27 protein-coding genes are annotated in these 25483 nt (G+C 36.7%); 14 read left to right on the top strand and 13 right to left on the bottom strand.

The annotated features are described in order from the left end of the window. Positions 1-146: 146 nt before the first annotated feature. Genes HW347_RS10415 through HW347_RS10430 form a run of 4 tightly spaced genes read left to right on the top strand, consistent with a single transcriptional unit; the run spans position 147 to position 3091 of the window. Complete coding sequence (locus HW347_RS10415) at positions 147-701, top strand: RNA polymerase sigma factor (RefSeq protein ID WP_214611816.1); 555 nt, start codon at positions 147-149, stop codon at positions 699-701. 1 nt (position 702) lies between these two features. Continuing rightward, a complete protein-coding gene (locus HW347_RS10420; RefSeq protein ID WP_214611817.1) occupies positions 703-1263 on the top strand; it encodes a hypothetical protein in 561 nt (186 codons plus the stop codon). Continuing rightward, positions 1244-2335, top strand: coding sequence for a hypothetical protein (locus HW347_RS10425; protein WP_214611818.1), 1092 nt, complete (start codon positions 1244-1246; stop codon positions 2333-2335). The genes HW347_RS10420 and HW347_RS10425 overlap by 20 nt, the downstream gene beginning before the upstream one ends. 33 nt (positions 2336-2368) lie before the next feature. Then, positions 2369-3091 carry a head GIN domain-containing protein gene (locus HW347_RS10430; RefSeq protein WP_214611819.1) on the top strand — a complete coding sequence of 241 codons (723 nt, stop codon included), beginning with the start codon at positions 2369-2371 and terminating at the stop codon, positions 3089-3091. Positions 3092-3123: 32 nt separating this feature from the next. Here HW347_RS10430 and HW347_RS10435 read toward each other — a convergent pair whose 3' ends face one another. The 4 genes from HW347_RS10435 to glgB all read right to left on the bottom strand — a co-directional run bounded on the left by HW347_RS10435 (position 3124) and on the right by glgB (position 9766). Next, positions 3124-4461 carry an MFS transporter gene (locus HW347_RS10435; RefSeq protein WP_214611820.1) on the bottom strand — a complete coding sequence of 446 codons (1338 nt, stop codon included), beginning with the start codon at positions 4459-4461 and terminating at the stop codon, positions 3124-3126. Between the two features lie 61 nt (positions 4462-4522). Further along, on the bottom strand, positions 4523-5332 hold the full coding sequence (locus tag HW347_RS10440; protein WP_214611821.1) for a M48 family metallopeptidase: 810 nt from the start codon (positions 5330-5332) through the stop codon (positions 4523-4525). 36 nt (positions 5333-5368) lie between these two features. Then, a complete protein-coding gene (locus HW347_RS10445) occupies positions 5369-7768 on the bottom strand; it encodes a glycoside hydrolase family 31 protein (RefSeq protein ID WP_214611822.1) in 2400 nt (799 codons plus the stop codon). A gap of 99 nt (positions 7769-7867) precedes the next feature. After that, positions 7868-9766 carry a 1,4-alpha-glucan branching protein GlgB gene (gene glgB / locus HW347_RS10450; RefSeq protein WP_214611823.1) on the bottom strand — a complete coding sequence of 633 codons (1899 nt, stop codon included), beginning with the start codon at positions 9764-9766 and terminating at the stop codon, positions 7868-7870. Positions 9767-9954: 188 nt separating this feature from the next. On the opposite strand from glgB, the gene HW347_RS10455 reads away from it, so the two are divergent. From HW347_RS10455 to HW347_RS10475, 5 genes are all read left to right on the top strand, one after another. Then, the gene (locus HW347_RS10455; RefSeq protein ID WP_214611824.1) at positions 9955-10509 is read left to right on the top strand and encodes a collagen-like protein; all 555 of its coding nucleotides are present in this window, start codon (positions 9955-9957) and stop codon (positions 10507-10509) included. Between the two features lie 169 nt (positions 10510-10678). After that, positions 10679-11176 carry a peptide-methionine (R)-S-oxide reductase MsrB gene (gene msrB / locus HW347_RS10460; protein ID WP_214611825.1) on the top strand — a complete coding sequence of 166 codons (498 nt, stop codon included), beginning with the start codon at positions 10679-10681 and terminating at the stop codon, positions 11174-11176. 51 nt (positions 11177-11227) lie between these two features. After that, entirely contained in the window at positions 11228-11755 is a 528-nt protein-coding gene (locus HW347_RS10465; RefSeq protein WP_214611826.1) for a DUF1572 family protein, read from the top strand. Positions 11756-11919: 164 nt separating this feature from the next. Then, a complete protein-coding gene (lpdA, locus tag HW347_RS10470; protein WP_214611827.1) occupies positions 11920-13311 on the top strand; it encodes a dihydrolipoyl dehydrogenase in 1392 nt (463 codons plus the stop codon). 103 nt (positions 13312-13414) lie between these two features. Beyond that, positions 13415-13702 (top strand): DUF3817 domain-containing protein, encoded by a 288-nt coding sequence (locus HW347_RS10475; RefSeq protein ID WP_214611828.1) that lies wholly within the window; start codon positions 13415-13417, stop codon positions 13700-13702. Between the two features lie 23 nt (positions 13703-13725). Here HW347_RS10475 and HW347_RS10480 read toward each other — a convergent pair whose 3' ends face one another. From HW347_RS10480 to HW347_RS10490, 3 genes are all read right to left on the bottom strand, one after another. After that, complete coding sequence (locus HW347_RS10480; RefSeq protein WP_214611829.1) at positions 13726-14244, bottom strand: outer membrane beta-barrel protein; 519 nt, start codon at positions 14242-14244, stop codon at positions 13726-13728. A 180-nt stretch (positions 14245-14424) separates the two neighbouring features. Continuing rightward, positions 14425-14841: a type II 3-dehydroquinate dehydratase gene (gene aroQ, locus HW347_RS10485; RefSeq protein WP_155597400.1), complete on the bottom strand. Its 417-nt coding sequence runs from the start codon at positions 14839-14841 to the stop codon at positions 14425-14427. Between the two features lie 94 nt (positions 14842-14935). Further along, a complete protein-coding gene (locus HW347_RS10490; RefSeq protein ID WP_214611830.1) occupies positions 14936-15523 on the bottom strand; it encodes a porin family protein in 588 nt (195 codons plus the stop codon). Between the two features lie 242 nt (positions 15524-15765). On the opposite strand from HW347_RS10490, the gene xerD reads away from it, so the two are divergent. Continuing rightward, the gene (xerD, locus tag HW347_RS10495) at positions 15766-16662 is read left to right on the top strand and encodes a site-specific tyrosine recombinase XerD (protein WP_214611831.1); all 897 of its coding nucleotides are present in this window, start codon (positions 15766-15768) and stop codon (positions 16660-16662) included. 6 nt (positions 16663-16668) lie between these two features. Here the strand turns inward: xerD and HW347_RS10500 are convergent, their stop codons facing one another. After that, complete coding sequence (locus HW347_RS10500; RefSeq protein WP_214611832.1) at positions 16669-17172, bottom strand: hypothetical protein; 504 nt, start codon at positions 17170-17172, stop codon at positions 16669-16671. Positions 17173-17395: 223 nt separating this feature from the next. Between HW347_RS10500 and HW347_RS10505 the strand changes: the two genes are divergently transcribed. Beyond that, the gene (locus tag HW347_RS10505) at positions 17396-19090 is read left to right on the top strand and encodes a glycoside hydrolase family 13 protein (RefSeq protein WP_214611833.1); all 1695 of its coding nucleotides are present in this window, start codon (positions 17396-17398) and stop codon (positions 19088-19090) included. Here the strand turns inward: HW347_RS10505 and HW347_RS10510 are convergent. Next, on the bottom strand, positions 19075-20397 hold the full coding sequence (locus HW347_RS10510; protein ID WP_214611834.1) for an NAD(P)/FAD-dependent oxidoreductase: 1323 nt from the start codon (positions 20395-20397) through the stop codon (positions 19075-19077). The two genes, HW347_RS10505 and HW347_RS10510, sit on opposite strands and share 16 nt — an antisense overlap. A 321-nt stretch (positions 20398-20718) precedes the next feature. Between HW347_RS10510 and HW347_RS10515 the strand changes: the two genes are divergently transcribed. Together HW347_RS10515 and HW347_RS10520 are read left to right on the top strand one after the other, a co-directional pair. Beyond that, positions 20719-21213, top strand: a complete 495-nt coding sequence (locus HW347_RS10515; RefSeq protein WP_162524545.1) for an RNA polymerase sigma factor — start codon at positions 20719-20721, stop codon at positions 21211-21213. Between the two features lie 12 nt (positions 21214-21225). Further along, entirely contained in the window at positions 21226-21873 is a 648-nt protein-coding gene (locus HW347_RS10520) for a hypothetical protein (RefSeq protein WP_214611835.1), read from the top strand. On the opposite strand, the gene HW347_RS10525 is transcribed toward HW347_RS10520, so the two are convergent. After that, positions 21870-22685: a lysophospholipid acyltransferase family protein gene (locus tag HW347_RS10525; protein ID WP_214611836.1), complete on the bottom strand. Its 816-nt coding sequence runs from the start codon at positions 22683-22685 to the stop codon at positions 21870-21872. The two genes, HW347_RS10520 and HW347_RS10525, sit on opposite strands and share 4 nt — an antisense overlap. A 25-nt stretch (positions 22686-22710) precedes the next feature. Further along, positions 22711-23355 (bottom strand): NUDIX hydrolase, encoded by a 645-nt coding sequence (locus HW347_RS10530; protein WP_155597408.1) that lies wholly within the window; start codon positions 23353-23355, stop codon positions 22711-22713. Between HW347_RS10530 and HW347_RS10535 the strand changes: the two genes are divergently transcribed. Beyond that, a complete protein-coding gene (locus HW347_RS10535; RefSeq protein ID WP_214611837.1) occupies positions 23354-24064 on the top strand; it encodes a peptidylprolyl isomerase in 711 nt (236 codons plus the stop codon). The genes HW347_RS10530 and HW347_RS10535 overlap by 2 nt on opposite strands. A gap of 9 nt (positions 24065-24073) precedes the next feature. On the opposite strand, the gene HW347_RS10540 is transcribed toward HW347_RS10535, so the two are convergent. Together HW347_RS10540 and HW347_RS10545 are read right to left on the bottom strand one after the other, a co-directional pair. Then, positions 24074-24691 carry a trimeric intracellular cation channel family protein gene (locus tag HW347_RS10540; protein ID WP_214611838.1) on the bottom strand — a complete coding sequence of 206 codons (618 nt, stop codon included), beginning with the start codon at positions 24689-24691 and terminating at the stop codon, positions 24074-24076. Positions 24692-24764: 73 nt separating this feature from the next. Beyond that, positions 24765-25481 (bottom strand): RDD family protein, encoded by a 717-nt coding sequence (locus HW347_RS10545; RefSeq protein WP_214611839.1) that lies wholly within the window; start codon positions 25479-25481, stop codon positions 24765-24767. Between the last annotated feature and the right edge of the window lie 2 nt (positions 25482-25483).

The following is a 25483-nucleotide window of genomic DNA, read 5'->3' on the forward strand; positions in this document are numbered from 1 at the left end:
ATTACTGTAACCAATAATAGCACCTTTTCTATCTGTCCATAATTGGCAATTCTTATGCCATCCTTCTAAAATGCTTCTCATTTATTTTTTCACCCCAACTGTAACAATCCATATCTTTCGTCATCTATAAAGAAACCATTCACTTTTTGAGCCAAGAAAGAGAACATATTGATACATTATTACAATTGTGTCTAAACGGAAAGCAAAGTGCCCAGCTAGAAGTTTACAATCGCTATTACAAGGCCATGTACAACACAGCCGTGCGAATTGTAAAACAAAGCGATGAAGCCGAAGATGTTATGCAAGAATCGTTTCTGAACGCGTTTACGAAACTACATACATTTAAAGGCGAGGTTACATTTGGCTCTTGGTTGAAACGTATTGTAATAAACAACAGTATCTATCATTATAGAAAGCAGCAGAAAAAAAATGAGGTTGCTTTAGAAGATGTGTTGTACAAGGTCGAAGATAATGAAATAGGCGTTGCCGACTCTCATGCGTTTACAGAACCGAAGGCTCAAAAAGTGATGGAGACCATGAAGCAATTGAAAGACAACTATAGAGTTTCTTTGACCTTACATCTTATTGAAGGTTATGATTATGAAGAAATATGCCAGATTATGAATATTAGTTATTCAAATTGTAGAACTACTATTTCTAGGGCCAAGGAAAGCCTAAGAAATAAAATGATGGAAGCTTAAGATGAAAAAAGACAACATAGATAACCTGTTCAAGAACCTAGAAGGTTCTTTTGACCTAGAAGCTCCCGCCCAAGGTCATGAACAACGATTTTTGGAAAAACTAAATGCCCAGCAAGGCACCAAGTCCCTACAGACTAAAAATAAAACATGGTGGAAACCCCTGTTTATAGCGGCTTCAATTGCGATTGTTTGCGCCATTACTTTTGGTGTTTATCAATCAACGCCTTCTTTAGAACAGCAGGTTGCAGAAATTTCACCGGAGGTATCACGCACCGAGTTTTATTTTACTAGCCTAATTGAAGAACAGGTAAACGAACTTAAAAACGAAAGTACCCCGGAAACCAAAAAGATTGTTGAGGACACTATGGTACAGCTTAAAAAGCTAGAAACTAACTACACAAAGTTAGAACAAGACCTTATTAACGGTGGTAACAGCAAGCTTCTTTTAAGCGCTATGATAACAAATTTTCAAACTCGTATTGACCTATTACAAGAGGTCCTCAATACTATTGAATCTATAAAAAACTTAAAAAATTACGATAATGCAGAAACAACTATATAACCCCATTGCTATACTTTTATTCATGCTTCCCGTTTTCCTTTTAGCAAATAATGGAGAGCTAAAAGGCAAGTACAAAAAAGAAAAGACCATAAAAAAAGAATTTCAGGTAAATAGCGATGCTCTTTTGGAAGTTAGTAATAGTTACGGTAACCTGAATATTATTTCTTGGAACGAAAACCGTATTCTTATTGAGGTTCACATTACGACCAATAGCAACAATGAAGAAAAGGCTCAAGAGAAACTAGATCAGATTTCTGTGGATTTTGAATCTAGTAAAAGTGCCGTATCCGCAAGAACTATTTTTAACGAAAGTAAAAGTAGATGGGGTTGGAATTGGGGCAATAGCAATAATGTGAACATGCAAATTAATTACACCATTAAACTTCCTATTAAGAGTAATATTGATTTAGATAATGACTATGGCAGTATAAGTATTGACCGTATAGACGGACATGCAAAAATAAGTTGCGATTACGGCAGGTTGGATATTGGAGAGCTTCACGGGCGTAACAATCAGCTAAATTTTGATTACACCTCAAAATCTACTATTTCCTATATTAATAGTGGTAAAATTTCAGCAGATTACTCAGGATTCAATGTAGAAAAAGCAGGCGATTTAGTCATTAGCGCAGACTATACCAACAGTTCCGTAGAACAGATGGACAACCTACAATACTCTAGTGATTACGGAAAAATAGAGATTGGAGAAGTCAATAATATAGAAGGTAATGGCGATTATATAAATGTACAGCTAGGAACGGTTCATGGTAATGTAGATATTGTTGCTGATTATGGCTCGCTAAAAATAGATAAAATGGCAAGCGATGCAGGAAATATGAACCTCAACACAGATTATACAGGTATTAAAATTGGGTATTCCCCTGACTATCATTTCAATTTTGAAATTGAAACTTCTTATTCTGGAGTAAGTGGTAAGGATGATTTTGAAATTAATATTAGTGAAGAAAAAAACACGAGCAAGTACTACAAAGGCTTTTATGGTTCTGACAATAGCGGCAATTCCGTCTCAATTTCAAGCGACTATGGCGGCGTATCATTTTATAAAAATTAAATCATCATCAAAATCAAATTAAAACAAACAGTCATGAAAAATTGGATCGTATTAGGTTTAGTATTAGTAAGTGCATCTTGCCCAGCACAATGGGGCAAAGGAATAAAAGGTAATGGAAATATAGTTAGCATAGAACGCAGCGTAGGAGATTATGAGTCTATTGCTATATCTGGATCTTTTGACATAGACTTGGTAAGCGGCAGTGAAGGAGCGCTAATTGTTAAAGGCGAAGAAAACCTATTGGAGTATATTGTTACTGAAGTTGAAAACGGAAAATTGGTTATCAGAGTCGAGAAAGGTGTCTACCTTAAACCATCTATACACAAAGGTGGGATTCATGTACAAGTACCCGTAGAAAGCATAGATGCTCTTAGCTTGTCTGGTTCTGGAGATATTGTTGGACATACGACACTAAAAACAGCTGATTTTAAAACTTCGATGTCCGGTTCAGGAGATATTACTTTAGATGTGGATACCGAAGCACTAACAGCTAGCATGTCCGGCTCGGGAGATATGAACCTAAGCGGTAATACTCGTGATTTTAAAGCCACTATTTCTGGCTCAGGAGATATTAAGGCTTATGATTTAAATGCCGATAATGTGGAAGCTACTGTTTCTGGTTCTGCCGACATCAAAGTTACGGCCAATGAAAAATTGAAAGCTAGAGTTTCTGGTTCGGGTGATATTCATTATCGCGGCAATCCCAAAAAAGTAGATACAAAAACATCTGGTTCAGGAGATATATCTGGCGAATAATACATCAAAAAGCGAGTACTATAGTCATCAAATTAAGCCTCTTCTAAAGGGGCTTTTTTATTTACCCTTGTCAAAAGAATCATCCCAATTAAAAAAAACAGTCCTAAAAAGATAATAGAATATCTAATGCTTCCTGTTATCTGTGCTATGTAACCATAGCTAAGCATTCCTATAACAATTCCTATTTTCTCCGAGACATCGTAAAAACTAAAATAAGAAGTAGTATCTACTGCGTCTTCCGGTAAAAGCTTAGAATAAGTAGATCTTGAAAGTGATTGTATACCTCCCATTACAAGACCTACTGCCGCAGCGGTAATGTAAAACTCCATTGGAGTTGTGATTGTATAAGCGAAAATGCAGATAAAAATCCAAATTAGGTTTAAAACAATTAAGGTATTGATGTTCCCAAAATGTGCAGAACAGCGTGATGTTACGAAAGCTCCCAAAATTGCCACAATCTGAATTAGCAAAATACTCACTATAAGCCCCGTAGTTGAATCCGTCGTGCCCCAGTCCAGTTCTTCTATTCCAAAATAGGTAGCGATCAGCATAATGGTCTGCACAGCCATACTGTACACGAAAAATGCTCCCAGATATCTCTTTAATGGTACATTGGTTTTGATTTTCTCCCAAATGAGCTTCAATTCTTTAAAACCATTAAACAGAACATCTTTTGTGAAAGTCTCTTTTTTATTTCCTTTTGGCAGGTGATAATAGCTATACTGACTAAAAACTATCCACCATATACCCGTTAACACAAACGAAAGTCGGGTTGGTGTGGATTCATCTTCAAAACCAAATGAATCAAACTTTAAAATCATAGCCAAACAGATAATCAAAAGCACCACACTACCAATATATCCTAGCGAATAGCCTTTGGCACTAATGGCATCTTGCTGCTCCGGAAAAGCTATATCTGGCAAATAAGAATTATAGAATACAAGGCTGGACCAGAAACCTATCAATGCTGTAAAATAACACAGCAACCCAAACCAAAGGTAATCCATACTAAACCAATACAACCCTATACAAGATATGGCTCCCAGATAACAAAAGAATTTCATGAAAATTTTCTTGTTACCTACGTAATCTGCTATTCCACTTAAGAACGGACTCAGAAAAGAGACCACTAAAAATGCGGCTGCCGTAACATAACTGATTAAAGTATCATTATTAAAATCGGTACCCAAGAAGTGAACCGTATCGTCAAGAACTTTGCCTTCCTCATCTTTTACCAAGGTAAGCGCTCCATAAAAAATAGGAAATATGGCTGACGAGATTACGAGGTTGTAAACTGAATTGGCCCAATCATAGAATGCCCAAGCATTCAGAAGTTTTTTACTTCCTTTTGGAAGGTTGGTTTTTGGCATAATGGTATAAAAAAACCGTTCTTTTTCAGAACGGTTTTAAATATACAATAATTGTTAAGATTTACTCAAAAGAGGTCACCCCAAACTTTTTAGCTTCTGCTCTAGCTGATGGAGCCCATTCAGTAAGATTTTTGATTCTAGTATCATTAGAAGGGTGAGTACTCATGAATTCTGCTGGAGCATTACCCCCACTGTTAGCTTTCATTCGTTTCCACAATTCTGCTGCTTCCGTTGGATCATAACCAGCTATTGCCATAATCTGCAAACCTATACGGTCTGCCTCTGTTTCATGGCTTCTACTAAAAGGTAACATTACCCCTACTTGCGAACCAACAGCATAAGCTTGGTTAAAAATAGCTAATTTCTGAGAATCTTGAATTGCCACATTACCGGCCACAGCACCCAATTGTTGTAGTGTACCAGCACTCATACGTTGCGCTCCATGATCAGCCAGAGCATGTGCCACTTCGTGACCCATAACTACGGCAACACCTCTCTCACCTGCACAAATAGGAAGAATACCTGTGTAAAAGACAATTTTTCCGCCTGGCATACACCATGCATTCACAGTTTCGTCATCTACTAGGTTATATTCCCATTTATAATCTTTAAGATATCCAGCATAACCATTTGCCGTCAACCATTTCTCTGCTGCAGAAGATATACGTTGCCCCACCTTAGTTATCATTCTTGCATCTGCAGAATTCTCTACGACCTTATTCTCTGTTAAGAATTGGTCATACTGGGCAAACGCCGTTGGAAAAACTTGACTGTTCGGGTAAAAATTTAATACTTTTTTTCCTGTAAACGGATTCGTTTTACATGAAGCTACCCCTAAGAAAAGGGCTAAAACTAAAATTATTTTTCTCATTATGGTTGTGTTTATACCTGCAAATTACAAAAAAACTTACTCTTCAGTAATACGTAATTGGGTAAAGTCTTTGCTCACATAAATCGTACCGTCTCCATCAGGCATAACATCCTTTATGGCTGTTTTTTCATTATCTATCTCAACTTTCCCTATTTTGAATGGAAGTCCGTGCAATTTTATTTTGAACGTTTCATAGGTAGTAATAAAAGCACCATCCTTAAATTGTTGAATAGTCATTTCCTTTTCTTTACCTAAAAGTTTAAAGTTCCGTAGACTAAATTTACCGTTCTCATAAGCATAACCATCTTCCGCATCTTCATAAACGGTAGAGTTCTCTGTTCCTTCAGTAAAGTAAACATCTAGAATCAATTCTTTGATTTCAAGTTCACCCACATACTGCTGAACAGGATATTTTGGAATAATGGCACCGGCCTTTATAAACAAAGGAACCTTATCAATATCGGCAACGACCCATTTCTCTTTTCCACCCTCTACAACCTCATCAGTCCAATAATTATACCAATCACCTCTAGGAATGTACATTCTACGTCCTTTAGCATTTGGTTCTTGAATTGGGCAAACTAAAATTTGTTCTCCAAAAATGAACTCATCAGTTCTAAAATGCGTTTGTGTATCTTCTTGATCATAACAAACAATAGGCAATAACATTGGTGTCCCTTCTTTGGAGTATCTCCAGAACATGGTATATAGATAAGGCAATAACTCGTAACGCAATTCTATAAATTTTCTAACAATGTCTGTAATTTCTGTTCCAAAAGACCAAGGCTCTTGGTCTCCGTGATCTCCACTGGAATGTACTCTACAAAAAGGATGAAAAATACCTAACTGGATCCATCTTGCAAAAAGCTCGCCATTAGGCTGCTCGGCAAAACCTCCAATATCAGAACCTACAAAAGAATAACCGCTCATACACATACGCTGCATTTGAACATTGGCTATCCATAAATGTTCCCAAGTGGCAACATTATCTCCCGTCCAAGTTGAAGCAAAACGCTGCGTACCCGAATAGGCAGCTCTTGTTATTACTAAAGGTCTCTTAGGGTAAACATATCTTTTTACGCCTTCATAAGTAGCCCTTACCATTTGCATTCCATAAATGTTATGCGCTTTTCTATGGCTACTAGGGTGACCATCATAATCATGGCGTGTATCTAAGGGTGCAGTTTTAGTAGGCACCTCCATAACTGCTGGTTCGTTCATGTCGTTCCAAACGGCATGTACACCAATCTCTGCCATGAATTCTTTATAAAGCTCTGCCCACCACTCACGTACGGCTGGATTGGTAAAGTCTGGGAAATTACATTCCCCAGGCCATACTTTTCCTTTCATTCTTGGACCATCTGCACGTTTACAGAAATAATCATTTTCTACGGCTTCCTGATATATCCAATAATCTTTATCTACTTTAATACCCGGATCGATCATGACTACGGTCTTAAATCCGTCTTCATACAATTCATCGATCATCCGTTTAGGTTCGGGAAATTTCTTTTTATCCCAAGTAAAACACCTAAAACCGTCCATGTAATCAATATCCAAATAAAGGGCATCACATGGTATCTTAAGGTCTCTAAACTTTTTAGCTATTTCTTTTACATTACTTTCTGGGAAATAACTCCATTTTGACTGGTGATAACCTAAAGCCCACAAAGGTGGTAACTCTGGCGCTCCGGTCAAATTGGTATATGCCCTTACTACTTTATGCATTTCCGGGCCGTAAAAGAAATAATAGTTCATCTCTCCGCCATCTCCCCAAAAACTTGTAGTGGAACGACGTTCGTGTGCAAAATCAAAATGAGTTCTGAAACTATTGTCAAAGAAAACACCGTAAGCTTGTCCACTGTGCAAACCTATATAGAAAGGTATTGCCTTATAAAGAGGGTCTTGATCTTTAGCGTAAGCGTATTGATCCATTACCCAGTTATTTACTCTTTTTCCTTTAAGGTTACTATGAGTAGCTTTATCTCCCATACCATAGAAACTCTCCGTATGTTGGGTGATTTTACTCATTTTCACGGTATTCCCACCGTGCTCATAGTTCTCTTCCCAATGAAAACCTAGTTCGTCTTCATTGATTATATTACCGTTTAAATCGGATATTTGAGTACGTAATGTTTTCTTATCAATGAGTACCTGTAGCTTAGAGGTCTCAATTATGTATTCGGTTTTGGTTTCTAAACAGTCTAAGTGACTGTAACCCCTACTTGCATTGGGGTCAATAGCATATGAAAAATCAGGTTGAAAGGCATAATCAGTCCCATATCGAAACCGTATGGTTCTATCTTGAATTACCGTAATTTCTAAAATTACTCCATTTTCAGTAGTAAAATAGAATTTATCCTTATCCCTTACAAAGTTTACAATCTCATTGGGGTAAAGATTTCCTTTATATTCTAACTCCGTATTGGTTATCATAGGTTTGGTATTTGAAATACTAACAAAAAAACAAAATTAAGTCTTATAATGAAATGATTACACAACTATTAGAAACAATTATGATATCACAAGACAACCCTATTGAAAAATAATAATACTTAAAGGTGGGATAGTCATTTCTATGGATTGCTCACGACCATGCCACGGCTTTTCTTTAATACCAGAAATTTTAGGATCTGTACCAGCTCCGCCGTATTTTTTATCATCACTATTTAAAATGACCTTTAGTTTACCAGAATTTTTTGGTATACCAACTCTATAATTCTCTCTAGGAACCGGAGTAAAGTTACAGGCAATGAATATATCATCTTCCGCATTATTACCTTTTCTTATATAGGTTAGGACAGAGTTTTCATGATCTCCGTAATCTATCCACTGAAAACCGTCAGGGCTAAATTGCTTTTGATATAAAGCTGGAAAATTTTTATAAATGCTGTTCAAATCTCTAATAAGCTCCTGCACGCCGCTATGTACGGCATACTCTGTAAGGTGCCATTCTAAACTTTTCTGGAAATTCCATTCGCTGGTCTGGCCAAATTCACCTCCCATAAAAATAAGATTTGTTCCAGGATGCGTAAACATGTAACCAAACATTAAACGCAGGTTAGCAAAACGCTGCCACTCATCACCAGGCATACGGTATACTAATGATTGTTTACCATATACCACTTCATCATGAGAAAATGGCAACATATAATTTTCAGTAAAGGCGTAAGTTGCACTAAATGTAAGATCGTTTTGGTGATGCTTTCTATAGATTGCTTCTTTTTTGAAGTATTCTAAAGTATCGTGCATCCAGCCCATCATCCACTTCATTCCAAAACCTAAACCTCCATACATAACGGGTTTTGAAACTCCAGAAAATGCTGTAGATTCTTCTGCAATAGTCTGCACATCTGGAAAACTACCGTAAACCGCCTCATTGAACTCACGAATGAAAGACAAGGCTTCAAGGTTTTCGTTATTACCATACATATTGGCTTCCCACTCTCCTTCTTCTCTAGAATAATCTAAATAAAGCATGGAAGCTACCGCATCTACCCGTAAGGCATCTGCATGGTACTGATCTAACCAAAAAATTGCATTACTAATCAAAAAGGCGCGAACTTCGTTCCTTCCGTAGTTAAAGATTAAACTTTTCCAATCTGGGTGATACCCTCTTCTTCGATCCGGATGCTCATAAAGATGCGACCCATCAAAAAAGCCAAGACCGTGTGCATCTTCAGGAAAATGTGAAGGAACCCAATCCAAAATAACTCCTATTTCTGCTTGGTGCAATGCGTCTACCAATAGTTTAAAACTTTCTGGATCACCAAATCTAGATGTTGGTGCAAAGTAACCTGTAAGTTGGTAACCCCACGAAGGATCATAAGGGTATTCCATTATTGGCATGAACTCTATATGAGTAAAGCCCATATCTTTTACATAAGCTACCAAATCTATGGCCAATTGCTCGTAGGTCAGAAAGTTTCCGTCCTTATCACGTTTCCAAGAACCTAAATGAACTTCGTAAACGGAAAAAGGTGCGTCAAGAGCATTTTTCTCTTTTCGCGTTTCCATCCACTTTTTATCTTTCCATTCATAATCTGCCTCCCAAACAATAGATGCCGTTTTTGGAGGATGCTCACAGTATCTTGCAAACGGATCGGCCTTTTCCGTTACTGCACCGTGGTTATTAGAATATATTTTGTACTTATAAATTTCACCTACACCAACTTCGGGAATAAAACCTTCCCATATACCACTGCCATCCCATCTTACATTTAGCATGTGCACATTATCGTCCCAATCGTTAAAATTACCTATAACGGAGACTGCGCGAGCAGATGGTGCCCATACAGCAAAATAAGTACCCTTTACCCCATTCAATTCCATTGGGTGGGAACCTAGTTTCTCATATAATCTAAAATGTTTTCCTGATTTAAAAAGATCAATATCAAAATCGGAGAAAAGACTAAAAACAGTTACTTGTGGCATAGTGTTCGATTAGTTAGGTATTACTGACAAATCTAAGGAACTTTACAAAAAAGCTTACATATTTGTTAATTAACTTTAGGTCAGCATATCAATGTTACAAATAAAAGATACGAATTATCCGAAAATGGAACGCTTTTTGAAAAAAGAATCTTAAATATGTTTTAAATTGAAAATATAAACTCAATATTATGAAAAAACCTCTTCTTTTACTCGGTACGCTTTTTACAATTCTTTTTATTTCATGTGATGGTTCTGATGGACGCGATGGTCAACCTGGACAGAATGGCCTAGATGGTATACAGGGTCAAGTTTTTGAAGTAGAAGACGTAGACTTCACTTATATAGCTGCAGATAACCTATATGAAACTATATTAAATTTTGGAGATTTCACTAGTTTTTCTGTAGAAGCGAATGATGCTGTATTAGTTTACCAATATGATAGGTCTGTAGAATTTGGATCTGACGTAGAAGATATTTGGAACTTAATACCACAAACCTTCTTTTATGATGAAGGAACCATTCAGTTTGTACCAGGTCACACTACAAAAGATGTAGAGATTCTTATTACTGGTAATTTTGACCTCTCAGACTTAAGTACAGATATTACACAAGGTCAGATATTTAGATTTGTAATCCTGCCAGGAGTTTCTGCTGCTGCGAAAATGGATAAAAGCAATATTTCTTCCGTAATGAGTAGTATTGGTGTTACCGAAGCCGATGTTTTAAAAGCATCATTCAAATAATACGAGTCCCATAAACATAAAACACACACCCTGCTCATATTTGAGCGGGGTGTGTGTTTTTTAGGCTGAATCAAAACCGTTTCTTAAAACTATCGTAAATACCTTTAAATTTGAAAGGACGGAGTTTCTCTTTCGTCTAATTGAGAACTTATAAAAAATTAAAAACGCTATGTACAAAAATATATTAATTGCTATTGCTTTCGCACTTGTGGGCTGCCAAGGAAATTCTCAGAAGAAAGAAACGGCTCAGAAAGCAACTGATAAAAAGGAAACCAATTTTAGTGTTGTAAAAACTGACGCCGAATGGCAAAACGAACTTACCGACGCCGAGTTTTACGTACTTCGTAAGGCTGCTACGGAAAACCCTTTTACGTCCGATATATTAGAGAATAAAAAAGAAGGAACTTACGTTTGCGCGGCTTGTGGCACTGAACTTTTTAAAAGCAATACCAAATTTGACTCCGGTACGGGGTGGCCCAGTTTTTATGAGGAAATAAAAGGAAATGTAGGGTACGATGTGGACTATAAGATAGGATATAAAAGGACGGAAGAGCACTGTGGTACTTGTGGAGGACACTTAGGACATGTTTTTGAAGATGGCCCAGAACCAAGTGGTTTAAGACATTGTATTAATGGTGTAGCATTAGATTTTGTACCTGCGGAATAGTGATTATGCTATGGTAATTCAATATTTTTATATTGAAAATTACCTTTGTATATGGACTATCCTGATAATTTTATAAAGAGTGCTCTTTTTGAATTCAACCGATATAAATCAATGGGCGACAGTACCTTTGTACAGCTCAACGATAAAGATATTCACTGGAAACTAAACGAAAGTGATAATTCTATTGCTCTTATTGTAAAGCACATATCCGGAAATATGCTGAGCCGGTGGACAAATTTCCTGACAGAAGACGGAGAGAAACCATGGCGCAACCGGGAAGATGAATTCACTAACCCGTACGAGACTAAAACAGAAATGCTAGCTGGCTGGGAAGAAGGTTGGCGCTGCCTTTTTAAAGCTTTAAACTCGGTAACATCAGATAATTTTGACACAACAATCAAGATAAGAAATGAGAGTCACACAATTGTAGAAGCAGTTCATAGGCAACTAGCTCATTACAGCAGTCACATTGGTCAAATCGTACTTTTAGGCAAGATGATTAAAGCCGAAAATTGGACCGCTCTTTCTATACCAAAAGGCACCTCAGAAGACTTCAACAAGAACATGTTTAAGAAGTAAGGTGTTACACATACCACAAAATGTTAGTTTAACACACTACCAAACAAGTTCTTTTTAATACTAGACTTCAATTTTCGTATTAATCTTTCCGTTTGGTTTTGTACTTTTGCACCTGCTTAGCTAAGGCGGGCTTTTAAATATACAACAGCAAAAAAATAAAAAATATGAGCAATTTCGATGTTATTGTTTTGGGTAGCGGACCCGGAGGATATGTTACCGCTATTAGAGCCTCTCAATTGGGGTTTAAAGTAGCCATTATCGAGAAAGAAAATCTAGGTGGTGTTTGTTTGAATTGGGGTTGTATACCTACAAAAGCATTATTGAAATCGGCTCAGGTTTTTAATTATCTACAACATGCAGAAGATTACGGTCTTTCTGCTGAAAATGTGGATAAAGATTTTGATGCCGTAGTAAAAAGAAGCCGTAGCGTTGCCGATGGTATGAGCAAAGGTGTTCAGTTCTTGATGAAGAAAAACAAGATTGAAGTTATCAAAGGTTATGGTACATTAAAGGCTGGCAAGAAAGTTTCTGTTAAAGATGCTGATGGCAAAGAAACTGAATACAGTGCGGAACATATTATTATTGCTACTGGAGCTCGCAGCCGCGAATTACCTAGTTTACCACAAGATGGTAAAAAAATTATTGGATATCGCGAGGCTATGACCTTAAAAGAACAACCAAAATCTATGGTTGTTGTAGGTAGTGGTGCTATAGGTATTGAATTTGCCTATTTCTACAATGCTATGGGTACGGATGTAACTGTAGTGGAATATTTACCTAGCATTGTTCCTGTTGAAGACGAGGATATCTCAAAACAATTAGAACGTAGCCTAAAGAAAGCCGGCATAAAAATTAAGACTTCTGCAGAAGTTACTTCTGTTGATACTTCAGGTAAAGGCATAAAAGCAACTGTAAAAACTGCTAAAGGCGAAGAGGTTATAGAGGCTGATATTGTTCTTTCTGCCGTTGGTATCAAAACCAATATTGAGAATATAGGTCTTGAGAACGTTGGTATTTCTACCGATAGAGATAAAATATTAGTAAACAATTACTACCAGACAAACATACCAGGTTACTATGCTATTGGCGATGTAACTCCAGGTCAGGCACTAGCACACGTTGCTTCTGCCGAAGGTATTCTTTGTGTTGAAAAAATAGCTGACATGCATGTTGAGCCGTTAGATTACGGTAACATTCCTGGATGTACGTATTGTACTCCTGAGATTGCATCTGTAGGTCTTACCGAAAAACAAGCAAGAGAAAAAGGATTAGATATTAAAGTTGGTAAATTTCCTTTCTCTGCCAGTGGTAAAGCAAAAGCAGCTGGTACTCCAGACGGTTTTGTAAAAGTTATTTTTGATGCTAAATATGGTGAGTGGTTAGGATGCCATATGATTGGCGCAGGTGTAACTGATATGATAGCTGAAGCTGTTGTTGCTAGAAAGCTAGAAACTACAGGTCATGAAATCTTAAAAGCTGTTCATCCTCACCCAACAATGAGTGAAGCGGTTATGGAAGCTGTTGCAGCTGCTTATGACGAAGTAATACACTTATAATATTTTATAATAAATTATAAATGGGCCTATAAGATTGTTCTTAAAACATATCTCATAGGCCCATTATTTTATCTCTTAACGAATACATTAAAATCCATTCCGTATGCTAAGTTTTTTTCGGGTTATAGCTATTTTAGAAGGTATCTCTTATTTGGCCCTATTTGCCATTACAATGCCGTTAAAATATTTGGCAGATTTACCAATGCCCAATAAATATGTAGGCTATGCTCACGGTGCGCTATTTATCACCTACGGTATTTTGGCTATCGTACTCTGGATGGAGCAAAAATGGAGCATTAAAAAAGGAATTATAATATTAGTTGCTTCCCTTCTACCCTTCGCCACTTTTTACGTGGAAAAAAAATACTTAAGCGATACAGCTGTTGCGTAAGTTTATAGTCTTCTTCAACTAATTTATCTGAAATGTCTTGCTGATAAAAAGGTATAGACAAACCCCATGGTAATCGTAGACCAAGTGCTGTCGTTTATGTTGATACCTGTGTACGAAAAGTTAAGTTCAGATTTTGGACCCACTTGGAATCCTATTTGAGGGCGATAATAAAGTCCACCATCGTTTCCTTCATTTAATCCAAAAGCGTTTCCGATGTCTCCTCCAATAGAAAATGTTTTTGAAGGCCACAATCTAACTGATGCTGCAAGAGGCAAAAACTGAACGCTAGGATAGTCAATAGTAACATTCTGACCGGTAAAGGTTTCGGCAAAGCCGTGAATTATACCTGCTTTTATTCCTAGGTCAAATACTTTGTTCGGAGCCCACATATAACCCACGTCAGCACCTATAACGACACTTACATAATCATTATACTCTCCAATAGGCATACCGGCGTGCGCGCCAATTTTAAAGCCTTCTTGGGCAAACATTGAAATACATGAAAAGGTCAGGGTCAGAAATAAACAAAAAGATTTAATCATCGTAATTTGAAGTTTGGTTTGTGCTTGGTTGTTTGGTAAACTAAAGGCTAAACGAAATTCATTGCCTTTTTGTTGTAGCTACAAATCAAAAATCGATGTGTGACAGAAGTCTTTACTTCTTAGAGCAAGCTTCTTTAAAGCCAGAAAACTTACCTAAATAAAATTTAAATAGAAATTAACCTACTTCAAAAAACTCTGAATGGCCAAATCATAGCTTTGAAGACCAAAGCCAAGAATCACCCCTTTTGCAACGGGCGAGATGTAAGATACATGCCTAAATTCTTCACGTTTATGAGTGTTAGAAATATGAACCTCCACAACCGGTGTAGTCACCGCTTTTATAGCATCACCAATACCTACGGATGTATGTGTGTAAGCCGCAGCATTTAAGACAATACCGTCATAGGAGAAACCTACTTCTTGTATCTTCCCAATTAGCTCCCCTTCTATATTAGACTGAAAATATTCTAGTTGCACATCTTTAAACCGAAACTGCAAATCAGCAAAATAATCTTCAAAAGTTTTGTTACCATAGACTTCGGGCTCACGCTTGCCCAACAAATTCAGGTTGGGACCATTGATTATGATTAATTTCATACTTCAAAAATAAACTTTTTACTGTGATTTCTAGCGACACGGAAGAAAAACGACCGCTCAAGGCGGTCGTTTAATTCTATGTTATATTTTATTATTACAAAAAGTATACAGCACCTACAGATACAGCTCCATTATGCGTTCCAGAAAACTTTAACACTTTTGAAAGTCCAAAACCTAGTCTTAACTGAAAATAAAAATTTTCGTCCATTCGGTATCCTCCTCCTAGATTAATACCTAAATCAGTTGAATTGGTGTCTTGCATATTTAAATCTTCATCCCAGTTATCACCCAAAAGAAATCCTATTTGAGGACCTAACTCAACAGCTACCTCATCTGTAATATGATATTTTGCCATAAGTGGAATTTGTACGTAAACCAAACTCACGTTAGAAGGGCCTAAATCTGCGCCTTGTAAAGCAAATACTAACTCTGGTTGCACATAAAAATTATCCGCAACTGGTATTTCAACGACACCTCCAATAAAAGCACCCACTTTTGCCGAAGTATTATCTGCATTCTCACCAAGTAAAGTCGTAAAATTAATCCCTGCTTTACCCCCAAAAGAAATTTCGCCCGTATTAAGGCCGCTCGAAGGACCAGTACCCTGTATTACCGTTTGTGCACTACTACTTTGAACTCCAAAAAAAACTAACGCTGCAATAGCGTAAAACTTAATTTTCATAATTACAGTTGTTTAATGAACCCCATTTAATTTGTTGTCACCCCTTACTGTTCTTATTATAAACAGATTTAAAAGGAGGAGGAAATAAACAAAATCAGAATTGGTTCGTAGTTATATCACAATCAAAGATAGAAAACTTTACTTAGCGTCAATTCTTTAGATTAAAAATTGACTATAATTTTATTTTTATCCACTATTCAAAAATGAATGGTATTGAGTCTAGCAATAGTTAACTTTACACTATGAATTGGGATCAAGCGCTTCAAGACTACGGGCATTATCTTAGAATAGAACGAGGTCTCTCGGACAACTCTATTAAAAACTATAGTTGGGACATTAGTAAACTCATCAATTTTTTAAAGGATAATTCATTAAATGACAATCCTAAACGGGTACAAAAAGAAACACTACAACAATTTATTTATGAAGTAGCAAAGACCATGAATCCTAGGTCTCAAGCACGGATTATCTCAGGCCTCAAGAGCTTTTTCAACTATTTGGTATTTGAAGATTATAGAGAAGATAATCCTATGGATTTGATAGAATCTCCTAAAATAGGCAGAAAGTTACCGGACACCCTCTCCGAAGATGAAATCAATAAAATTATAGAAGCCATAGACCTATCCAAAGCAGAAGGCGAGCGCAACCGCGCAATGCTCGAAACCCTTTACGGATGTGGCCTCCGGGTTTCCGAATTGGTAGATTTAAAAATCTCCGACTTATTTTTTGAGGAAGATTTTATAAAAGTTACCGGAAAAGGTGATAAGCAACGTTTTGTACCTATTAGCGAGGTGAATAAAAAATATATTACCATTTATAGAAAAGAAGTAAGGGTACACCAGGATATTAAAAAAGGATTTGAAGACATCTTATTTCTAAACCGAAGAGGAAGACAACTTACCCGCGCCATGATTTTCACCATTATAAAACGCCTTGCCGTAGAAATTGACCTTAAAAAAAGTATTAGCCCGCATACATTTAGACATTCTTTTGCAACGCATTTATTACAAAATGGAGCCGACCTTAGAGCTATTCAACAAATGCTGGGACACGAAAGCATCACTACTACAGAAGTTTACGTGCATGTAGATCGCACACACCTTACAGAGGTCATGAACAAATACCACCCAAGGAAGTAGTACCTCTTAAAACTTAATTTTACTTTTTATAGATAATAAACTTGGCATTCCATAAGCACCAAGGTTGGACTTATTAAAATTTAGGTCGTGGTTAACTTCCATCATGATGTTGTTATTGATATCATAGCCCACACCATTAGTCATGAGATAACGGGGTTTGGCTGTTATTGCGCCATGCTTATCCAATTCCCGTTCCATTGTAACTCCGTTTACGAAGTATAGCTTATCACTAACATAATTTTTTAGTTGCAACGATACCTTATGAACATCAAAAACTCTATAAGTATCATAGTAATTCTGAAGCTCAATCATGAATTTATCGTCAAACTTATAGCCTATAGTGCCCTGTGAATGCATCTCGTTATCCATGAAAACTGGATAAGCAAAGCTGTCCGTATAAAAACTGGAAGTTTCCGTAGACTCTACATAATCTTGATTTGGATTTGGATTCTGAGCTCTTCCTATTACCATACAAAGGAAAAGAAATACAATTCTAACAAGTGTAATCATAGATTGGTTTTGCTTTGCTAAATATAGCCATACCTCTTTATAATTGAAGTTATTTCTGACAAATTTAACCTTTCAAAAAGAGCAAAAACCTTTATGGATTAATTATTAAAATGTGGTTTGAGAGATTATTTATGAACCGAAAACGTTATAGTTCAGCCTCATATACTACAACTGTATTTAGTTCCATTTACAAATTCTATATTTAAATTCAAATAGCTAGAATATGCATAAGACTACCGAACGCAAATGGTGGAAAGAAGGTGTTGTTTATCAAATTTATCCTAGAAGTTTTCAAGATACTACCGGTAATGGTATTGGGGATTTACAAGGTATCATCAAAAGACTTGATTATATAAAAAGTCTTGGTGTAGACATCATTTGGCTCAACCCTGTGTATACCTCTCCAAATGACGACAATGGTTACGATATTTCTGATTACAGAAATATTATGGCCGAGTTTGGTACTATGGCTGACATAGATGAGCTAATGGCAGAAATGAAGAAAAGAGATCTTCGTTTGGTCATGGACCTTGTTGTAAATCATAGTAGTGATGAGCACGAATGGTTTGTAGAATCCAGGAAGTCCAGAGACAATGAGTACCGGGATTATTACCACTGGTGGCCAGCCGAGAAAGGTACGCCTCCAAAGCGTTTTAGTTATTTTGATGTGGACAGTAATGCTTGGAAATATGATGAACCTACAGATTCCTATTACCTACACTATTATTCAGCAAAACAGCCAGACCTAAAATGGGAGAATTCAAAAGTAAGGGAAGAAGTATATGACCTTATGAAGTTCTGGTTCGAAAAAGGTGTTGACGGTTTTCGTATGGATGTAATTTCAACTATTTCTAAAGACACAACCTACCCAGAGCTTCCTACAAAATATAATGGCGATTTTATTCCTTACTATGCAGATGGACCACATTTGCATGAATATATAAAAGAAATGAACCAAGAGGTTCTTAGCAAGTATGATGTTATGACCGTGGGCGAAGCACCGGGTGTTAGCAAAGAACAAGCTTTGAATTTTGTTGATGAAGACCGTAACGAACTTAACATGTTCTTTCACTTTAGTCTTATGTCACTAGACCGTGAGCCCGGCGAAACCTTTAAGATGAGGCAAGAAAAGTGGAAGCTTACCGAGTTTAAAAAAATCTTTTCAGAGTGGGATGATGTTTTTGCTAAAAAAGGCTGGGGAAGCTTGTATTTAAACAATCATGATTTTCCAAGAAGTGTTAGCCGCTGGGGTAACGACTCTAAAATGCATTGGCAAAACTCTGCTACTTTATTACAAACTTTTTTACTTTCTATGAGAGGTACTCCTTATTTTCTCTACGGAGAAGAAATAGGTATGACCAATATAAAATTTGATCGTATAACCGACTATCAGGACATCAATACGCGTACCCGCTATGAAGGCATTAAAAAGGCGGGTGGCGACCTAGAAGCCTTCTTAAAAGACGAGAAAAAAGCAGGAAGAGACAATGCCAGAACCCCAATGCAATGGGATACCAAATTAAACTCCGGATTCTCTGAGGGTAAAACATGGCTTAAGGTAAACGATAATTTTAAAGAGGGTATTAATGTTGCCGAACAAGAACCTGAAAAAGACTCTGTTCTTAACTACTTTAGAAGTATGGTCAAGGTTCGAAAAAATCACCTTGCGCTAGTATATGGGGATTACCGCTTATTATTGGCGGACAACGAGCAGGTTTATGCCTATTTGCGAACATGGGAAGATGAACGCTTTTTAGTTTTATTGAATTTTTCAACCAAAAGAAACTCGGTTACAATAGATGAAATCCATTTTGACAAGGCACATCTTATAATTTCTAATGATGATGCAGAAAACAATAAAACTGACAATAGTTTTGAGCTTACACCTTACCAAGCAGTAATCTATAAAGTCTTCTGATCTTTAAATAAAGAATAGTCGCGTTGGTAGGGACGTATGATCAATCGTGCTTCCCTATCAAAACGCACATAATTGTATACCCAATTTACAAATACCACTACTCTATTTCTGAAACCTATTAGAAAGAATAAGTGAACGAACATCCACACAAACCAAGCAAAAACTCCTTGGAACCTGTAATTTTTCATATCTACCACTGCCTTATTACGGCCTACGGTAGCCATACTTCCTTTGTCTTTATAAACAAACGCTTTCATAGGTTCGTCACGAACTAATCTTAATAAGTTATCACCCAAATTCCTTCCTTGTTGAATAGCGGGTTGAGCCATCATTGGATGACCATGGGGTGTATCCTCCGTTTGCATACAAGCTATATCGCCAACAGCAAAAATGGCATCCTGACCTAAAATCTGATTGAACTCATTTACTTTAAGTCTATTTCCTCTTACCAAAAACTCTTCGGCATCTAACCCACCAATGGGAACACCTTTAACTCCTGCAGCCCATACCAGAGTGGCAGCCTCAAATTTCAGTTCTGTTTTAGTATCTGCCGTTTTACCATCATAACTGGTAACCCGTGTGTTTTTCCAAATATGTACACCAAGGCTTTCTAAAAATTCTTCTGCTTTTTTAGAGGCATTATCACTCATGCCCTTCAATATTCTATCTCCAGACTGCACCAAGTTTATTTGCGCTCTACGCGTATCTAAGTCCGGATAATCTTTGGGAAGAATTCCCTTTTTAATTTCAGCCAAAGCTCCAGCAAGTTCAACACCTGTAGGTCCTCCGCCAACAATAACGAAATTCATAAGCGCATCCCGCTCATGAAGGTCATCGGTCAAAAGTGCCTGCTCAAAATTCTCCAATATTAGACTTCTAAGATTTAGAGATTGTGGGATGGTCTTCATGGCCATACCATTGGCCTCTATGGCTGTATTACCGAAAAAATTTGTTGTGGAGCCAGCTGCTATTACCAAATAATCATACCGTAATTCACCAATATTGGTAATTATCGTTTTTGATTCAGGCACTACCGATTGCACCTCTGCCAAGCGAAAAAAGAAGTTACTGTAATCCTGCAAAATCTTACGAATAGGATATGCAATGGAATCTGGTTCTAAACCACCCGTAGAAACTTGATAAAGAAGAGGTTGAAAGGTATGGTAGTTATTCTTATCTAGAAGCACTACCTGCACTTCTTTCTTACTTAATTTTTTAGCTAAGGCTACGCCCCCAAAACCACCGCCAACGATTACGATTCGTGGTAGGCTAGATTTAGGTAAGTTAAGTGCATCTGTGTCTGACATGTTTCAAAATATCGGCAAAATTAAACATTCATTGACTACCCCAACCGATAAACTATGCGTTTTATTATATTTAAATCAGTAAAAAACGTAAGAAAATTCACTATTTTGCATGATTTGTTCATTTCTAAAATCAATCAGGAAAAATTAAATGAGAAAATAATAAGTTAAATTTCTTCCATTTGTCTAATCATAATCCTCTAACAATCAATATAATTTCAATCATTACTATTATAATCTCAAATTTAAACTCACCACATATAAATTTATGTGTAACAATTAATCCTTTTAGGCTACCTATAGTCTAACAACCTACCAACTGGAGTGAATAACGAACTGGAACATCAATTTGTGACGGAACTTGAGAGCAATCAAAACATTGTTCACAAGGTCTGTACATTGTATACCAACGATAGAGATTCGCATAACGACCTGTTTCAAGAAATTACGATACAACTATGGAAAGCCTACCCCAAATTTAGGGGAGAGTCTAAATTTAGCACTTGGATGTATCGTGTGGCACTGAATACAGCAATTACGTTATACAGAAAATCTAAAAGACGTGTTCAGACGCAAGACTATGAATCGGTAATTTTTAAAATTAAAGCCGACGAATATGATGCTACTCAAGAAGAGCAATTAAAGCTCATGTACAAGGCTGTAAAACAACTGGGCGATATAGATAAAGCACTAGTATTTTTATATCTGGAGGATAAAGATTACCGCGAAATAAGTGAAACACTTGGTATTAGCGAAGTAAATGCGCGCGTGAAGATGAATCGTATCAAGAAAAAATTAAGAACCGTATTGAATCCTTAAGGAGATGATATTATGGACGAATTAGACCTTTTAAAGAAAGACTGGCAAAAGAAGGGAGATCAACTTCCTAAATTGACCTATAACGATATACATAAAATGACATGGAAGAAATCATCATCCATAGTCAAGTGGATACTAATTATCAGTATTCTTGAAATTGCGTTACCTAACCTTCTCTATTTAATACCCTCCTTTAGACAAAGTATGAGCATCTACGAAAATACTATCGTAGACAAGTACTTTTTAGGTATGACCGTTATTTATTACTTAGTAATTTTTTACTTCATTTACCAATTCTACAGACGATACAAAGAAATATCCGTACTGGATAGCGCCAAAGGCCTTATGCGCAAAATCATTAGAACAAGAAGAACTGTAAAGTACTACGTGATATTTTCATTATCCACCATACTTGTATTCATAGCAATAGTCATTATAGGTATTTACCTAAATGATAGTTTCATGGATAATTTTACAGAAATGGCAGGTGATTCTAACTCGGTTTCGCCAGAAAAACTAAAAACAACTCTAATGGTATCTATGGCTATTTTAGGTGTTGTTATGATAGCTTTCTTTGGAGGAGTCTACTTTCTACTATATGGTCTACTCCTTCGTAAGTTGAAAAAGAATTATAAAGAACTAAGAAAGTTAGAAGTCTAGATTTTATGTCTATTCCGGTATCTTCTTAATTCATTCTCTTCTTCGTAAGCCAATAGGTCCTTTTTAGAAATCACCTTTAAGAAAGATGGGTGTTGCTCAATAGCATATTCTAACTTTTCTATGATAGAATCAAAGGATTCGTTTTCATAGTCTATATCTAGAGGCTCTTTAATTACTATGGATTGAAGAATACCTTTCTTCTTAATACGAAGTCCCTTTTTATCAAAAGAACGTCTAAAACCATCAATAACCACAGGAACTACAACTGGCTTGTATTTTTTAATAATGTGTGCAGTACCCTTTCTAAGCGGCTTCCACGGTGTAGTTGTCCCTTGCGGAAAAGTAATTACCCAACCATCTTTTAGTGCCGTCCCGATACTTGAAATATCGCTCATTTTCACTTGTCGGTTAATGTCCTTTCCTTCTGCACGCCAAGTTCGTTCTACACTTACTGAACCTGCGTAAGCAAATATTTTAGTCAGAATACTCTTTTTCATGGTTTCCGCTGCTGCAACATAATACATGTTTACCTTAGGATTCCAGATATAACCTACATTTTTAATATTATTATCACGCCCTTTAAGACTTGCATTGAACACGTGAAACATGGCAACAACATCTGCAAAGTATGTCTGGTGGTTGCTTACAAAAAGTACATTCCTTTCCGGAAGTGCCCGGATAATATCCGAACCCTCTATTTCTAGACTGTTAAATCGCTTATACCTAGAATGCGTAACTAACCCAATAAGACGGATAAGCCACTTTTTTAGAAACAAGATATGTCCGAAAGGATTTTCCTTAAATATTCCCATAGAAAGCAAAAATACGAATTTACCCCTATAAAACCTGTTGTAACAAGGCCTTGATTTCACTAAGCATCATTCCTGTTGCTCCCCAAACGGTATAACCATTTAATTTAAAGGCAGGTACGGGTACATTTGAAGCGTAAGAAGTAGTCATTTCTTCTGTAAAAATGTTAGCGTCATCCATAAAATCCATCAAAGGAACCTCAACTAGTTCTTCTACTTCAGTCTCTTGAAGTAAAAAAGGCTCCGCGCCATTGTAAAGCCCCATAAACGGGTGCACATCAAAATTACTTGGTGGAATATAAATCTCCGTTAAAGATTTAATGATCTTTACGCTATTTGGCTCTACACCTACTTCTTCATGAGTTTCCCTAAGTGCCGTGGCCATCATATTAATATCTTCTGCTTCTACTTGCCCTCCTGGAAAACCAATCTGATTGGAGTGCACATCCTTAGGATGGCTCTTTCGTAAAATGAGCAATAAACGTGTTAAATTGGCCTCATCTGGGTAAAAAAGGGCCATAACAGCAGCTTTTTTAGTTATTTGAGGCTTTTTACGAGCATCTTGTAACTCCTCTAACCTAAATTGAGGAGCCATTTTTAAATGCGAAGCCTCACCGGGTAAAGGCAGATTCTTTATTTTTGGGATTCGAATAGAGAAATCATCAAAATTCATGACAATCAGAAATTCAATTATACTAACAATATTACCACTTATTTTTCTGGCTTCCTGTGGCGAAAGTCCTAAAGAAAAGCAAAAGTCTACAGTAGAAGTCGAAGCAAAAAAAGATTCTGTTCAAATAGATTCAACCGAAATAAAGAAAGAAAAGGAATTTGTCCTGACCGAAGAAAATGCCATCGACTTTTTCTTTCAATACCAAAAAGACCTTAAAGTTGATAAAGTAAAAATCACCACCCGATTGGGAAGCTTTACCATTCAGTTGTTTGATAATGTTCCTTATCACAAGGCCAATTTTATTTACTTAACCCGTAAAGGTTATTTTAAAGACACCCAATTTCACCGGATAGTGAAGAACTTTATCATTCAGGGTGGAAATTCCGATGACGTAAAAACCGGAAGAAAACGAAGTGAAATAGGTCGCTATTTACTCCCTCCAGATACTAGAAAAGGGCATAAACACCATAGAGGTGTAATATCTATGCCCAGTAGTGAAATTAACAATCCACATATGTTGGCATCACCTTTTGAGTTTTTCATTGTGGTAACAAAACCGGGATCATATCATTTAGATGGTGATTTCACCCCTTTTGGAAAAGTTATTGAAGGTATGGATGTTGTGGATAAAATAAACAGCGTAGAAATTGGTGAGGGCGATTGGCCTTCACAGAATATATACATCCAAAACGCTGAAGTAGTAGAATAGATAGAAAGTCTAACTCTCTATTTTTCTATAAACATTAGGTAAGGCTATGCCAAACTTAACAGCCAATAGACGGGTAATAATAATTATCATAATGGCTCCAACATATGCATAAGCGGCGTCAAAAGGCAAAAGCACCAGTATAAAATAACTAATACCGCCCATAATACAGGCCGTAGCATAAATTTCTTTTCTTCTAAAAATTACTGGAATCTCGTTACAAAGCATATCACGAATAACTCCCCCAAAACATGCTGTAATTGTACCTAAGGCAATACACATTACAGGCAACAAATCTGCCGCTAAGCCTTTTTCTATACCCAGCATGGTAAAAAGACCAATACCAATAGTATCGAAAAGAAATAGGGTTCTTCGCAAATATTTTAACTGCTTTACAAAAATTACGGAAAAGATAACCGACCCTGCAATTACTGTTATGTAAATGGGTTCGCGCATCCATAGTACTGGCGTATTACCAATAAGCATATCACGTAATGTACCACCACCCACCGCAGTGACGAATGAAATTATAAAAATCCCGAACAAATCCAGTTTTTTATCCATTGCTACCAGTACCCCTGAGATAGCAAATGCTATAGTACCTAGAATATCAATTAAAAAATAAAACATGCGCTAAGAACTATTTTGAGTGTGTTTTACAATTACGCTTGGCTACGCTACCTTTCTTATCAAATTACAGTAATTAAAGTTGTTGCGTGTAATAGCTATAATCCTTAATTATCCTGTCTACAAAATCAATAGGATTCATTTCCGAAGTGATGCTTGTAACTTTTTTGATTTGATCGCTCAAAGATACAATTACATTGTGGTTTCCGTTGCGTTTTGCGGCATCGTAAAATTCTTTTATGGTCTGCATTTCGCGGTCTTTAAAAACTGTTACCTGCGGGAATTGTGGTTTATAATCTTCCGGAAGATCTCGTAATAAGGTATCTTTTAAAGAAATACGTTTTTTTTCGCTGATTACAGTTGTTCCCGCGGCGATATCTCCTACCCGCTGGCCGTTACCACGAATTAAAATAGTTAGTACAGCAACGCCTCCAGTAGTAAGAACAACATCTATAATACGTAAAATCCATCTTACAAAGTAACTAGAGAAACCCGGTTTTGAACCATCTAATTTCACCACCCTAATCTTCATTACGGTTTTACCTACGGTTTGCCCATCCATAAAAGTTTCTAGCAACACATAATATAAAAAGGCCGGTAAGCTAATAAGCATATAAAGTGCCCACATATCCCCAAATTCTATATCTAAAGACAGTAACCCTATAATCATTAGTATGGTATAGGCAAGGATGATTAAACTATCCATGAGATAGGCCAACATGCGGTCTCCTAGATGGGCTGTATGCTGGTTAATGGTTATATTTTGGGCTGTTTCTATTTGAAATTGTTCCATAG

The organism is Zobellia barbeyronii (genome assembly GCF_018603515.1).
In the GTDB taxonomy this organism is placed as follows: domain Bacteria; phylum Bacteroidota; class Bacteroidia; order Flavobacteriales; family Flavobacteriaceae; genus Zobellia; species Zobellia barbeyronii.